The following is a 15,366-nucleotide window of genomic DNA, read 5'->3' on the forward strand; positions in this document are numbered from 1 at the left end:
ATCTTGAATCAAAGGACCGCGATTGGTCCTTTAATCATTTATAATCTAATTTTTATCTCAGGGCCTGTTGGTTTTCTTTTGAAAGGAGTTTGATGGTCTGTAAAATTAAACGTCAGTTCAGGAAGAGAATCCGGTAATGGGGGAGAAACTATTATTCATTTAAGGGGGCAATCACATCATGAAAAGAGAATGTGATTGCCCCCTCTCTGTTATTAGATTAGATTAAGCACCAACCTTCACATGGTCGGTGTCAGGCTGATTGGTTAAATCTTTCTTCTGAAGCAGCCACATGAGTCCTGCTGAAATGAATCCGAGGGATCCAATTACCATCCAGGCAGATGTAATCGAGTATGCTGCAATAAAGCTTCCCATAATCATTGGGCTTGTTGCATATCCGGCGCCAATTATCAGTGGGAGAATACTGCTGACTCTGCCTCTGTGCGAAGCTGGTGTTTGATTAGCTATAAAGGTCGAAGCATTGATTGCAATCATGATTTCTCCAATGGTCATGATGAAAATAGATACATAGAAGAAGGGAAGTATCGTGGTGAAGGCGAGCATACCAAAGGCAAAAGCATAGCACAAGGCTCCGGTGGCTATCACTTTTATAGGCCTTATCTTATTTGTCAGTTTCGTAATAATCGGCGTAAACGAGATAACCAATATACCGTTAAATGCGGCAAGTGTTCCGTAATAGGCTGCGCCAGAATCATTAAACAACTCCTCTAAATGCAGCGGTATGGTAAATGCCCATTGAGCGTATTCAAATTCGATACATAATAGAATAAAAGCGAACATAATTAATATTGGTCTTGCCCTCAGCACTTTAAAAACAGATCCTTCTACATGCTCCTCAAGCTTTCTTTCCGTTTTCTCTGTTACTGAAATATGTTTGGTTTTTGTCTCTTTTATAAAAATGAAAATTAATGTTGTTGCTAAGAGCGTAGCAATTCCATCAATGATGAAAACAAGATCTAAATGATTTTTATATAGTAGACCGGCCATGATTGGACCAACCGCAAAACCTAAATTAAAACCCATATAGGTTAATGAATAAGCACCTTTCCGATTCTCGGGGGTAGTTAAATCCGCCAATAGTGCATCGTAGGCAGGTGAGCACAAAGCAAAGAAGAGTGATGATAGCATGAGCAAATAGGCCATGGTCATCGAAGGCTCTATTAAACCTATGGATATAACGGTTATGCCTCCTAGACCTTGCGAAACAACAATAATAAATTTTCTTCCCAAGGTATCAGCCAGCTTTCCGCCTAAAATCATACTTGGTGCAGAAATAACACTGACTAAAGTTACATATAGTCCTGCTTGGGCACTATCCATGCCAATCTTCTGAGTGAGGATTAAAACAAGCAGCGGATGTACAAACCCTCCCAGACTATTAATAATTCGAGCAAAAAATATAATATAAATTTCTTTGGGTAAGCCTCGATATGGACTAAACAAATTTTTAAAAGACTGCATAATGCCTCCTGATTCCTTTAATTAAGTTCCAATAATTTCTATTTTAATAGATAAATAGGTAAAAGAGAATATTGTTTAAAAAATTTAAAATATTTTGAAGTTTTAAAGGAAGGAATTGGTATAATGGTGTGTGAAAGATGATAGTTTCAACCAGAGAGAAGGTAAGCAGATGGAGTTTTTTAATGTATTGATTCCGGTATTTGTTATATTTGCTTTAGGATATATAGGCGAGAAGAAGATAGGATTTGATCCAAAAACGATCTCAACGATGTCCCTTTATTTAATGACACCATTACTGGTGTTTCAAACGTTTTATACTAATGAACTGACCTTAGATTATCTTTATATTGTTATTTACGCGTTTGGGCTTTGTTTAGCACTTATGATCTTTGTATGTTTTATCGCTTTTATAAATAAATACAACATAAAGGAAACCTGTGGGCTCATTCTTGGTTCGGTTTTTATGAACAATGGTAATTATGGAACACCTGTTGCGTTATTATTGTTTGGCGCTGCCGGATTTGATTACGCCATCATCTTAATGGTCACCCAAAGTATCGTGATGGCTACAATTGGGGTATATGTAGCGGCGCGAGGAAGTGATATAGGCGGAGGGATTAGAGATACACTTGCAATTGTATTACGTATGCCTGTTGCATATGGAGCGATTTTTGGACTGTTATTTCAGTACACGGGTATTACCATCAGCCATTCCTTAATGACTACCATTGATTTAGTTGGAAGCGCGGCTATTCCGACAATCATGCTTGTTTTAGGTATGCAATTAGCCAAAATCAGTCTTAAGAATATTGAATATAAAAAGGTTACGTATGCACTAATCATTAAATTGGCAGTGGCGCCCCTTGTAGCGTGGGGAATTTCAGCCCTTTTGCCAATCGATACCTTGCTTAAACAATTAATGATTATCATGGCCGGAATGCCTGCTGCTGCAAATACGACGATGTATGCCATTCAGTTTAATACAAAGCCGGAATTTGTTTCGGTTTGTACATTTATAAGTACAGTACTTAGCTTAATCACTTTACCAATCATTTTTTATTTTGTTTTATAGTGAGAAGGATTTATTAGAAAGTGAAGTACATAAAATGGGATTAAACGAATCAATTTATATGAAATATTAGTTGTTCCGCAGAAAGGATGGTATTGGGAATGAAAAGAAACAAAGTATGGATTCCAGCGCTTTTAATGGGGGTAAGCTTGGTGGTATGTATAATGGCCCTTATCCAATCGATCAACTCAACTCCTCAAAGATATCCATTATTAGGCTTGATCCCCTGTGTTATAGGTGCAGCTTCTTTTCTATATATCAATAAAACCGCCCAAAAAAAGACTTTGTTTCTATGGTTCACTCAGATATTAAATATACTATTTATGATATTTCCATTGATAACACTTCTATACTTTATGTCCTCTAATTAGATTCTTAATTATTGACCTCTTGATTTTGAGGTCTTTTATTTATGCTATAAATCTTAAAACTATAAAATTATGGTATTTTTTATAATATATTGAAACTTTTTTCTAGGATAAACAGTCTAATAAGTAGAGAGAAAACAGGGGGGAGCCGCATGCATGAAGATGCTTCTTTAGTACAAAGGGCTATAAAAGGGGATGATACAGCATTTTTAACTTTATTAGATCTTCATAAGGAACAGCTGTATCGAATGGCCATTGTCTATTTAAAAAATGAAGGAGAAGCTCTGGAAGCTATCCAGGAAACGACTTTTCGAGCATACCGTTCAATTAAAAAGCTGCGAGAGCCATCCTATTTCTCTACATGGCTTGTAAGAATTTTATTAAACGTTTGTTCAAATGAATTGAAGGCCAAAAAAATACACCATCATTTCATTGGACAGGAAATGGTCCATACGGATGATTATGGTCAGCTTGAAATAGAAGAGGCGCTCATGTTCCTGGATGAACCATCACGTGAAATCATCGTATTAAAGTATTTACGGGACCTATCCATAAGTGAGATTGCGGATATATGTGAATGCCCACAAAGTACGGTTAAAACAAGACTTTACAAAGGCCTTCGGAAGCTCAAGGAACTAATGAAGGAATCGGGAGGTACCCGCCATGTATGAAAAAGAGAGACAAGAATTATTGGATTTAAAAAAACAAATGGAATATGTGCCTGTACCAAACGAAAACGTTTCCGCAGCCATTCAGTCAGGCTTTAGTAAAGCCAAACACAAGAAGAGAAAAAGACTTATAAAATATACAGGATTAGCAGCGGCTGCTATTGTACTCCTGTTTTGCATTAGCCTGGTACGAGTGTCACCGTCCTTTGCAAATGCCCTTTCTTCTATACCGGGCGCAGAAAAAATTATCAATCTAATCCGAAACGATAAAGGCTATATGTCTGCAGTGGAGAATGATTTTTTACAGTCAGTTGGACAGACGCAAGAGAAGGATGGGTATAAGGTAACGATTGAATCCTTAATTGTTGATAGGCATAGGATGGTTGTTTTTTATCATATAGAGGGAGCAGGGGATGAAATACAAATAGAATTTCCCGATCTATTGATTGACGGAGACGGTGTCGAGCAATCCATATCCTATTCAGCTCATGAAAATGGGTTCGGCTCCTTAGATTTTAATCTAGTGCATCAGCTTGAAGATAGAGAAGAAATAGAACTAAAAGTCCATCTGAAAAATGACACTAGCTTAATAGGTCCATTTAAGTTCCCTTTGAAAATAGATCATTCCTTGTATAAAGGTCAGCATAAACAGATGGCCATTGATGAAACAGTGACCATAGACAATCAGCGGATTACGTTTGGAAAAGTAGAAATTGATCCACTAAGTGTCAGGGTTGACGTAAAATATGATCCGAATAATACAAAAAAAATATTTCATTTGAATCATGTTAGGCTAATGGATGATAAAGGTGAGATATGGGGATCTACTGGCAGTCATTTTAATGAGGAAGAAAGTGAAATCTATATAGAAAGTAATTATTTTCGGAAACCCGAGAAGCTGTACCTACTATTCGATGGTATTCATGCTCTAGATAAGGATGAGTTAATCATTGAAGTTGATGAAAAAACAGGCAGGCTATTGAAATATCCATCGGATGGATTAGTGAAATCTTCTAAGATAGAAGAAAATAAGGTGTCTATTTTCATGGAAATCCCCAAGAGTAAAGATACTGTTTCTGGCGGTGGAATGATAACTGATGGAACAGGTAAAGAAATTTCAACAGGGGAAGCGGAGTACTGGGAAATAGACGGTTTAGACGCTATAAGCTTCTACTATAAACCAGAAGAAATCATTAAGGGTCCTCTTAATATTGAATTAGACACCTACCCACTTACCCACAAAAAGCAAGTCAAGCTCCAAATAAAATAATGGAACAAAATTGTTCTCAATGATTGTTGGCCGGTTTTATCATAAAAGTCACCTGAGGAGCTTATACATAATAATAGGAACGGAAAGGGGGAAATCGATTGAAAAGGAGTGCCATTATAAAAGGAAATTATCGATATTCCCTAAAGAGGGAATGGGATGATTACAATTTAAGAAAAGCTGTCTTTGTTCTTTTACACCCAAGCGAGGCTGATGACAGAGTGGATGACCGGACGACCATGCGTTGTGTTTCGTTTGCTAAGAAATTAGATTGCGGTTCTGTGGAATTGGTGAATGTATTTGCCTATCGGAGCAGGGAATGGAGAGATCTCAGGAATCTGTCCTTGGAGGAGGCTACAGGTCCTGAAAACCGCTTCTATTTAGAAAATGCCTTACACAGCGGTTCTGAAATTATCGTTGGCTGGGGAGAAAACTGTACCATCCATCACAAAGATTATCAGTTATTATCGGACTGGTTTAAGGGATATGATCCTAACTGCCTGGGTACAACAAGAGAGGGGCATCCCCTGCATCCGTTGTTTGTAAGAAGTGATACGACCGTTCAACCCTATCTCTTTCCAAATGTAAGTTCGTTTAAACCGTCATGAAAAAGGAGCTGTCGATTCATTTCGACAGCTCCTTTTTAGATAGATAAGTAGTTTATGAAGCAGGTGGCGGAGTTGGTATTTCAGTTTCGTCTGTGCCATCGTCCACAGGAGGATCAGGTTCTTCTACACCATCATCCGGATTTTCACTGTCTTCTTCCTCTTCTGGTTCAGTTGGTACATAGGATCTGGGGCAGGTTCGATAGCCGGTGTCTCAGCTTCCGGTGTTTCAGGTTCAGCTGCAGGCTGATCGCCCGAAGGTTTGTCCGATTCTTCCTCTTTAGTGGTTTCTTCTTTATCTTGCTCCTCTGACTTGTTTGTTTCTTCTTAGTCCCCTCTTGTAAACTCTTAATAATATCCTTTATTTCCTCTTCACTGCTATCTTCCATCTGACCACCTACACCTGAGCAATAGGAGTATACGCCCACCATATAGATAATCAGGAACAAATCATAAACACTCCTGCACTGACACATTATTTGAATAAATTAAAACCAGCAGGAAATGAGCTGCGTAATTTTCAGCCTATTTTTATAGAGGATGCCACATACGGTTTTCCTGAAAAATTTATTAAGCAATTTAATCTCGTATCCATGTTAATTGTCCCTATTTATGTTCCGGAAGAAGGTAAGATGATTGGCGGCATTTTACTAGATAAAGGGCCAGGGCGGAAATTTGAGCGAGATAGGAGCTTGTATCCCGCATTAATGAAATTTGGGCAAAGTGCAGGAGAGCTGTTGCTTAGGTTTACGAACCCTGAAAATTCTGTAACACAGAATGATTTAAATCGTAAACTATCATTTTCTCCTTGTGAGGTTGATATTATTAAGTTATTGGCTGCAGGAGCGTCTACAACAGAGGCAGCTGTTCAGCTTTATTTAAGTGAGTATACAGTCAGAGACTATATTTCAACCATTATGAGAAGGCTGGATGCCAAAAATCGAACAGAAGTAGCTGTAAAGGCTATTAGAGATTAGAAATCTGAAAATAAGAGGATTAATAGAAAATACTTAGATAGTTTAGATGTTTTATTAAAATAATAAGTTAGATTTGATTCGCCAATAATCACGGGATTTTTAAGTGGATTTTAGCTTAATTTTCTTCTTCTGTTAAAAGTAATTTACATTTATTTTACTAAATAAATTACTTTTTGTAAGTTTTTTTATAGAATCGAAGTTATTTATACCCTATTATTACAAAATAAAAACTTGTAACATGTTTTTGAAACATAATTGTAATATTACTATAACTTATTTGTTAAATTAGCATGATATACTTATCCATGTTAGATAAATAGATAAATAGAAATGGTATGAAAGACCCGATAAATTAAAAAAACTAGGAAGCAGGTAATATCTTAATGATGAATAAAAGAATTATTGCGCTAAGTACGGCTTTATTGCTTGGGTTCAGCAGTTACATAGGCATTCCATCAGCAAGTGCTGCAAAAGACCCGGCCAGGCAAGCTGAGGTTGATAAAGCTCAAGCTGCTTTAAATGAGGTACAAGCTGAAATTTCTACTCTGAATACTCGTATTAATCAAATCAACCAGGCTGTTAAAGATAATCAGAACATGATTAATAAAACAGAAGATGATATCGTCAAAACGGAAAAACAAGTAGAGACTTTAGATAATGAAATTACCGAACTGGAAGAAAAAAATGAAAAACGCCAAGAAATTTTAAAGAAGCGTGCTGTTACATACCAACAAACAAATGGTAACGTCAGCTATTTAGAAGTCATTTTTGGATCTACTAGTTTTGGAGATTTTATTGAACGAATCGGAGCCGTTTCAACAATTGTTAAAGCGGACCGTCAATTGATCGATGAAATTCAAGAGGATCAGACTAAACTTGAGGATAAACAAGCAACAGTAGAAGAAAAGCTTACTGGTTTAAAGGATATGAAAACTGAGCTTGTTGGTATGCAGCAGGATATTAAGCAACAACAAGATCAAACAAACTCTTTGAAGAAAGAGCTTAAAGTTAAGGAAGAAGAAAGTCAACGTCAATTAGCAGATGCTAAAGCAAGAAATATCGATATTGTGGTAGAGCCAGTTGTTGTAAAAGAAACTTCCAATGTAAAAGAGAAAGTTGAGAAGATTGCTGATACTCAAAAAGAAGAAACAAACTCTTCAACTAAGAATGAAACAACAAATAAAGTGAATTCCAGCTCAAAAGAAGAAGCTGTAAGCACTTCGAAGAACGAACAAACTAGCTCTAAACCAGCTAATTCAAACTCTTCTAATAAGAAGCCAAGTTCTACTAATAGTTCTACCCAAAATAAAAATATTCAAACCGTTATTACTGCAGGCAATAAATATATTGGGAACTCTGTTTATGTATTCGGCGGTGGAAGAACTCAAGCTGATATTGCAGCAGGACGCTTTGATTGCTCCGGTTTTGTTAGCTGGGCATTTAAACAAGGTGGATACTCTGTACCAGCGAGCACAGATGCTCTGAAACATGCTGGAAGACAGATTCCAACAAGCCAAATGCAACCTGGAGATATGGTTTTCTTCGATACGTATAAAAAAGATGGCCATGTTGGCATTTATGTTGGCGGTGGAAAATTCATCGGTTCCCAAAGCTCTACTGGTGTAGCAATTGCCAGCCTTAAAAGCGGATACTGGGGTAAAAAATTCAACGGACGTGTAGTACGCGTTCATTAATCGATAAAAAGCTTGATAGGAAAGAGACGTCATGATTAAAGTGACGTCTCTTTTTCCTTTATAATCAATTAATTTGCGATTATGGGCTTAAGAGTAGGAAACAATAGAAATAAATACTCTAGCTTTAATAGCCGATGAAAGGACTAAATTATTCAACAGAAAAAAGAGAGGCGCCAGTAAGCCAATTAATTGCTTACGAGGCAGCCTCATTTTTTGCTTTATAACTTAATTCTTATAGGAGTATGGTTATTATCCAATTATCATACCTGCAATAGCGGCGCTTAAACAAGATGCCAATGCACCTGCAATAATCGCCTTTATGCCTAAACGGGCAATTTCTGGTCTGCGATTTGGTGCTAGTTTGCCAAGTCCTCCGAGTAAGATTCCAAGAGAAGAAAGATTAGCAAACCCGCATAATGCAAAGCTGATAATGACAACGGCTTTATCTGACATTGTATCAATCATTGGTGCAAAATTACTGTAGGCAACAAATTCATTAATTACGAGTTTTTGACCAATGAAGTTTCCAGCCTGCAGAGCTTCATTCCACGGAACGCCAATTACAAAAGCTAATGGTGCGAATATGTAGCTTAAAATTAGCTCGATAGATAATTGATCAAAACCAAACCAACCGCCAATATATCCCAATATACCATTTAACAATGCGATCAATGCGATAAAAGCAAGCAGCATAGCTCCAACATTCAAAGCTAATTGAAGACCTGTTGAGGCTCCGCTTGCAGCTGCATCGATTACGTTTGTTGACTCATCATCTTTTGTCATCTCAAAGCCTTCCGCATCTTCCTGGCTTTCTTCCGTTTCCGGAATCATGATTTTAGAAAGTAATAGTCCCGCAGGTGCTGACATAATACTGGCAGCAAGTAAATAATCCAATGGAACACCTAGTAAAGAATATCCTACTAATACACTTCCAGAGACAGAGGCTAACCCACATACCATGACAGAAAACAATTCTGATTTCGTCAATTTCTCAATGAACGGTTTTATTACGAGAGGGGCTTCCGTACAACCTACGAATATATTGGCGGTTGCATTAAATGTTTCTGCATTTTTAGTACCCAATAGTTTTGAAAGAGCACCACCAACATATTTGATTACGAATTGCATAATTCCTAAGTAATATAAAACAGAGATTAAAGCAGAGAAGAATATGATGATTCCTAAAACATTAAATAAGAAAACATGTGTAATTCCGGATTCTGGTGTATAAAGCCCACCAACCAGGAAGCTGATTCCTTCATTAGCATAACCAATCGTATTGTTCACAACATCGGTTACTTTTTGAAAGGCTGCCCGTCCAAGTGGCCATTTTAAAACAATGAATGCAAAAGAAATTTGGATAATTAGTGCCACGACAACTGTACGGATGTTAATATTTCGTTTGTTAGTGGAGAGAAGAAAGGCAATGCCTAAAATACAGATAATTCCTAACAAACCCCAAAGATAATTCATTATGTCACCCCATGATTGTATTTTTTACATAAAAAAAGAAAATTGTTACTATTATACAAATTGTTAATATAACAATCTAATGTTTATATTGCAAGCAGAGTATACTGAAATAGTAGTATTTCGGAATCAATAACAGAAAACTATATGGAGTGTCTCTGTTTTATGTCAGGCGGTGTATGGAATTTTTGTGAGGAGAGAAAAAAATATCACCTCCTAAATAAGGTGCCCTGAACTTTAATAGTACATTCAGATACACTTGAAGGGAACGAGAAACCAAGTTCGGAGTTCCCTTCTTAATAGAAGAGGGGGATTAGTCTCTGAATAGTAAATCTGAAGATACAGGCTTTATATCTAATTCTCTTGACCAAACAGATAGTTGTCCAACATGGTGGATTTCATGAGTGATGATGTGGCGGAGGATTTTCCCGTACGTAAAGGAAAATGTATGCCCATTCCTATTCGTTATATTCAGTATCTTATTGTCCAATTGTGGATTCCAGGGGCTTATAAATTCTGTAGTAAGTTTTTTAATTTCATTAGAAAAGTCTATGACATCTGTCAAGTTAGTAATAGTGGAGAGATCTCTAACCATAACTTCTGATCCTTTCATTTGATTAATCCATATTTGTTCACAATCAATGACATGATATAAATTATGTAATATACTGCCCATTCCACCGATATGTTTTTTCATCAATTCCTCACTAGAAACGTTTTGACATCATTTAAACCAGTCTTCTCTAACTTGCCAATTGTATAAGAACATTTGAAGCATACTATCAGTCCTCCTCATCCGAAAACGTTTTTCTGTTATAAGTCTAATATTCAACACATAACTCCAAAGTGAGAATACTAAAGTTACTCTTGTACAGTAATTATCTATCTCTGTAAAGAAGAAGTGTCCTGGATTTCCTGCCAGGACACCTTTTTGGGTAATTATTTTTTCACTTTGATTGTTTTTGCTTTGCTTGTGTTTCCTGCTTTATCCTTAGCCGTTACAGATAGGGAAGTGCCGGCTTTTTGTTTTTTGATTTTGACCGTGTAGTTCCCTTTGCTGTTGGCTGTCGCAGTACCAAGAGTTTTTGATCCTACTTTCACAGTTACTTTCGCACTTGATTCTGTTTTACCGGTAACCTTTGTAGAACTTGACTTTACCGTATTAACAGAAGGAGCAGAAGGAGCTGTTTTATCTGCGACTTTAACGTTTTTAGCTTTGCTTGTATTGCCAGCCTTATCTGTCGCAGTTACGGATAGGGAAGTACCAGCTTTTTGTTTTTTGATTTTAACGGTGTAGTTTCCTTTGCTGTTGGCAGTAGCTGTGCCAAGAGTTTTGGAACCAGATTTCACCGTCACCTTCGCACCTGCTTCTGTCTTCCCTGCTACGGTTGTTGACTTGTCAGATACCGTATTGACAGAAGGAGCAGAAGGAGCTGTTTTATCTGCCACTTTAACCGTTTTCGCCTTGCTTGCATTGCCAGCCTTATCTGTCGCACTTACGGATAGGGAAGTACCAGCTTTTTGTTTTTTGATTTTAACGGCATAGTTTCCTTTGCTATTGGCAGTAGCTGTACCAAGAGTTTTGGAACCGGCTTTCACCGTAACTTTCGCTCCTGTTTCTGTTTTACCTGTTACAGATGTTGATTTATCTGAAACAGCATTGACAGAAGGGGTAGAAGGAGCGGTCTTGTCTGTTACTGTGATTGCTGTTGCTTCGCTCACTAATCCAGTTTTCGGATCTGTAACAGTGGCGTATAATTTAGTACCAGCTTTTAGTTTAGTTTTTAAATCTACTGAGAACTTACCATTTTTAGCTGTTGTAGAAAGTGTTAGGTTCTTTTTGTCTGTAATGGTTACTTTTGAATCAGTTGGTGCAGTACCTGTGATTTTAGTGCTGGCATCTGATACTTGATTAATAGATGGTTTAACAGGTATAGGAACCTTATTAATCTCAATTCGTTTCGTTACCTGATGTCCAGCGAGGTCCTCGAGGACAAATTCATATTCATTTATACCATCCACTAATTGTAGTTCTAGATCTTGAGATATTGAGTAAGGTGCATATACAGGTAAATCTCCTAAATCATTAAATGTGTTTATTTCTTCATTGCCATTAACGACTAAGCGTAATGCATTATAGTTGTCGCCAACCTTGACTTTAACCTTTTGGCTATCACCTGCTGAGAAAACTTTATAATCAACATCAATGGTTGGTTTTTTCGTATCTATAAATATTTCTCTGTTAAAATCGATTTTGTTACCAGCGACATCAGCTCCGTAGAAACGGATATCTTTCTTACCTTCTTTAGAGAAATCGAGAACATCCCAGAAGTAATATTGTTTAGTTTCTTCATCCCATTCAAGCTCAAGATTTTGACGTTTACCTTCATACTCTACTAAAACATAATCCATGTTGGAATCGTCCGTTACATAGCCTTCGACCTCAATATCTAAATAGTCATAGACTCCAAGTGGTGCTGGTGATTCAGAGACAATGTAAGGGACCTTCTTATCCAATAATGATTTAGCTCCGCGATTACCGGCATAATCATGTGCAATAACATTGATATTATCTCCGTTTTTCACTTCGACAGGAGTATCATCACTATACTTTTGATCTGTTAAATTAACACTGTAAGTATTGTTGGTATTTGGTGCAACATAATTCTTGAGTGTTTTGCCATTGATGGATAACTCAATGTATTTAAGACCAGCACCTGTTTTTGTATCCTCTGCCTTAAATGTGACAGTTTTGGTTGCATCGTCATATTTAAGATCAGATACAGCTGGCTCTGTGTTATCAACCAAGATAGGCATCTTAAATACTTGTGCTTCTTTATTTTCATAATCAATTGTTGCTTTAATTTCGTAATAGTATAATCCTTCTTGAACCTGCTTGTTATTTACTTTGCCATCCCATTCCGTAGTATATGGATCAAATGTGACGTCAGAGTCTGCTGCATAATTCTTTCTTTGATACTTATCCGTCGTTATTTTACGTATCGTGTTACCATCTGTGTCAGTAATACTGTATTCTACCGTCTTACTATTTCGTAAAAATGATAGAGCTGGTGCTATTGAATCATTATGACTATCTTCATTTGGTGAAAAGGCTATTTTACCTGGATCGACAATTTGATTTTTATCAAATGGACTGATTCCGTAGAATTCCCCGGTATATGGATCGACAAGTCCTGTCATTCCATAGAAGGAGTTCGCATCATTATTCATTGGGTCGATAATGTTTGGTTTATTCCAATCACCTTTAAAACCAACAAATGGCACGGATAAGGTAGGTAGTGAATCTTCTACATTTTTGGCTTTTAAGAAAACAAATCCTTCGATAAAGTATCCGTTTTTCATTGCTTTTTCTAGATCAGCTTTGGCATTTTTCAAATCGATTGTGATTGTGAAATCTTTTGATTTTCCAGCTCCAACGGTAATTTCACTGTCGGATGTAACAATCGCTTTTTTAATTTCTTGAGGAGTCAAATTATTAAAAGTATGTCCATTTGACTCATAGAGTGCATCGGACAGCACAGTGGTATCTATTGTATAAGTTGCATCTTTCTTACTGAAGTTGGTAGCTGTCAATGCAAAAGAGAACTTATCCTTAGAAATTTCTTTTAATGTGACTTTTCCTTCATTAGTTCCTTTAGCTACAACATAAACGGATGAAGTGACTGCTGAATTTAAATTCATTACTCCTGCGCCCTGACGGCGTGGTGAGTAATATGTTGTACCAAGTGGGTCTTTAATAGTTTCAGATGTATTCATCAATAATGTTTTGGCACGTTCGACTTTATCCTTGCCTGTTAGACTTGGGAAAGTCTTTTCAACGTATTCCAATACAAGGGCGGACCCGCCGGATACATGAGGTGCAGCCATAGATGTACCACTCATAACCCCATACTTATTATCATTTAAAGTTGAATAGATTTTTCCGCCGGGTGCCGTAATTTCTGGTTTGAAATCTAAGTTTGGTGTTACTCCCCAAGAAGTAAAGGTGGACAATTGACCGGCCGTACCATTTTCAAGTTGGATCATGTCTCCTGTGAATTTAACTTTTCCTACTTCCCCAGCAGCTTTGAGTTTCTCTTCAAACATCGTTCCATCACTTATTCTCAATGATACAAGAGGAATGGTAGGATTGTTCAAGGCCATGCTCACAAAATCCCCATGTGCTGGAGTTCCTCTAACAATAACACCGATTGCACCTGCAGTTTCTGCTTGCTTTTGGATTTCTCCATAGTTTGGAGCAGCGCCAGTTCTGACAGCAAAGACAATTTTACCCTTTACATCCTTGTCCTTATATCGATCTGGGTGTCCATCTCCTACATAAACGACATCCTGTTCATTTGTGCCAAAAACATCTAGTGGCAGAGGAGAGGACTGTGTTTTATATCCAGCCGGATAAGTCGTTCCGCCTATTGTTAATTCGAATTTGTCTACAAATACATGCGTGTTTTCTAGAGATGCGACAGAAATTGAATCTTTGGAAACGCTTGGTGAACCGACAAGTCCGATATCAGGATTGATTGCAAGAGGATCTGCATATCCATCAGAGATTTGTGCAGAATTCCCTGCTGAGATTGACATCAGCACACCATTATTTACTGCTCTTTCCACAGCTTTTTGTTCTGGATCTTCCGGACTTTGGAATCCTGCGGTTGATCCAAGACTCATATTAAGCACATCTGCACCAAGCAGGATGGCATCATCAATTGCTTTAATATAAATATCGCCCCAAGTAGAAGGCATAGCAGCATCATTACCAAAAACTTTTAAAGCCAATAACTGAGTTTCAGGAGCAATTCCTTTTATACCACCAGCATCTTTAGAGCCATTGGACCCAACTGTCCCGCCTACGTGCATTCCATGCATGGATGCATCAGGCCCTAAATCTAAAATTTCCTGGTTTTTATCGTAATAGTTATATCCATATGGAACTTTTGTAGTGTGATACTTTCCTGGGAGATTATTCTTAGATACAACTGAGTCTACATCAGACTTTTTTAATTTAGCTTTACTTTCATCGGTCAAAATCATATCTTTATGGCTAGGATCAATTCCAGTATCGATAATACCAACAACTGTACCCGTACCATTGTATCCTCTGACCCATGTTTCTTCGGCCTTAACAATATCCCCACTGGATACCATTTCAGGTTTTACTTCCGGTCGCTTATATTCATTAGCGATATATACAGATGAAACAGTAGAGATACTTTCAATTTTTGAAATGTCTGAAGCCTTTACTTCACCACTGACCCCATTTGCGACTACTGTAAAGGAGTTTTCAACGTCGAATTTTACACGTTTTTTATTAATAGATGATAGGAAATCGGATTGTTGGTCTTTAACGTTTGCTTGTAATTCCGATTGTTTTGATTTGGAGAGTTCTTTAAACATAACACCTTGTTTAGTGGCGTAATCAATTGCAGGGGTACCTTCTAGTTCTACAATAACACGTACCTTTTCATCTGGGTCATATTTACTTACATCCAGTTTCTTTTTTACTGAGTTACTAAAGGGCTTTAGTTTAGTGTTTTCATATGTATTAGCGCTCGCTGTACCTATACCGATTAATAAGTTAGATAAGAGTAATACCAGTGATAGTAAAACAAAAACTGCATTCTTAGTATTTTTGAAATGCAAAGCTCCAACCTCCCCTTCATTTGTCAAAAACGATAAATCTACAAAATCCCTCCCCTTTGTTATCAATAATGGAATATAAGGTAAATAACCTACTATCTACCACACTATTAA

10 protein-coding genes are annotated in these 15,366 nt (G+C 37.2%); 6 read left to right on the forward strand and 4 right to left on the reverse strand.

The annotated features are described in order from the left end of the window. Positions 1-222: 222 nt before the first annotated feature. On the reverse strand, positions 223-1,479 hold the full coding sequence (locus FHY47_RS00365; protein WP_140461185.1) for an MDR family MFS transporter: 1,257 nt from the start codon (positions 1,477-1,479) through the stop codon (positions 223-225). A gap of 169 nt (positions 1,480-1,648) precedes the next feature. Here FHY47_RS00365 and FHY47_RS00370 point away from each other — a divergent pair, with 169 nt between their 5' ends. From FHY47_RS00370 to FHY47_RS00395, 6 genes are all read left to right on the forward strand, one after another. Continuing rightward, positions 1,649-2,551 carry an AEC family transporter gene (locus FHY47_RS00370; RefSeq protein WP_140461186.1) on the forward strand — a complete coding sequence of 301 codons (903 nt, stop codon included), beginning with the start codon at positions 1,649-1,651 and terminating at the stop codon, positions 2,549-2,551. Positions 2,552-3,068: 517 nt separating this feature from the next. Continuing rightward, positions 3,069-3,587 (forward strand): sigma-70 family RNA polymerase sigma factor, encoded by a 519-nt coding sequence (locus FHY47_RS00375; RefSeq protein ID WP_148629497.1) that lies wholly within the window; start codon positions 3,069-3,071, stop codon positions 3,585-3,587. Then, the gene (locus FHY47_RS00380) at positions 3,580-4,854 is read left to right on the forward strand and encodes a DUF4179 domain-containing protein (protein ID WP_148629498.1); all 1,275 of its coding nucleotides are present in this window, start codon (positions 3,580-3,582) and stop codon (positions 4,852-4,854) included. Before FHY47_RS00375 ends, FHY47_RS00380 begins: the two co-directional genes overlap by 8 nt. Positions 4,855-4,952: 98 nt before the next feature. Next, positions 4,953-5,459 carry a DUF1643 domain-containing protein gene (locus FHY47_RS00385; RefSeq protein ID WP_066101187.1) on the forward strand — a complete coding sequence of 169 codons (507 nt, stop codon included), beginning with the start codon at positions 4,953-4,955 and terminating at the stop codon, positions 5,457-5,459. A gap of 476 nt (positions 5,460-5,935) precedes the next feature. After that, the gene (locus FHY47_RS00390; protein WP_148629499.1) at positions 5,936-6,433 is read left to right on the forward strand and encodes a response regulator transcription factor; all 498 of its coding nucleotides are present in this window, start codon (positions 5,936-5,938) and stop codon (positions 6,431-6,433) included. Positions 6,434-6,816: 383 nt separating this feature from the next. Beyond that, positions 6,817-8,127 (forward strand): C40 family peptidase, encoded by a 1,311-nt coding sequence (locus FHY47_RS00395; RefSeq protein ID WP_262365952.1) that lies wholly within the window; start codon positions 6,817-6,819, stop codon positions 8,125-8,127. Between the two features lie 249 nt (positions 8,128-8,376). On the opposite strand, the gene FHY47_RS00400 is transcribed toward FHY47_RS00395, so the two are convergent. The 3 genes from FHY47_RS00400 to FHY47_RS00410 all read right to left on the reverse strand — a co-directional run bounded on the left by FHY47_RS00400 (position 8,377) and on the right by FHY47_RS00410 (position 15,282). Further along, positions 8,377-9,600 (reverse strand): NupC/NupG family nucleoside CNT transporter, encoded by a 1,224-nt coding sequence (locus FHY47_RS00400; RefSeq protein WP_148629500.1) that lies wholly within the window; start codon positions 9,598-9,600, stop codon positions 8,377-8,379. A gap of 310 nt (positions 9,601-9,910) precedes the next feature. Next, positions 9,911-10,294, reverse strand: coding sequence for a DinB family protein (locus tag FHY47_RS00405; RefSeq protein WP_148629501.1), 384 nt, complete (start codon positions 10,292-10,294; stop codon positions 9,911-9,913). A gap of 242 nt (positions 10,295-10,536) precedes the next feature. Further along, positions 10,537-15,282 (reverse strand): Ig-like domain-containing protein, encoded by a 4,746-nt coding sequence (locus FHY47_RS00410; protein ID WP_148629502.1) that lies wholly within the window; start codon positions 15,280-15,282, stop codon positions 10,537-10,539. Positions 15,283-15,366: the final 84 nt, after the last annotated feature.

Source organism: Bacillus sp. E214, from assembly GCF_008087365.1.
Lineage (GTDB): Bacteria > Bacillota > Bacilli > Bacillales > Pradoshiaceae > Pradoshia.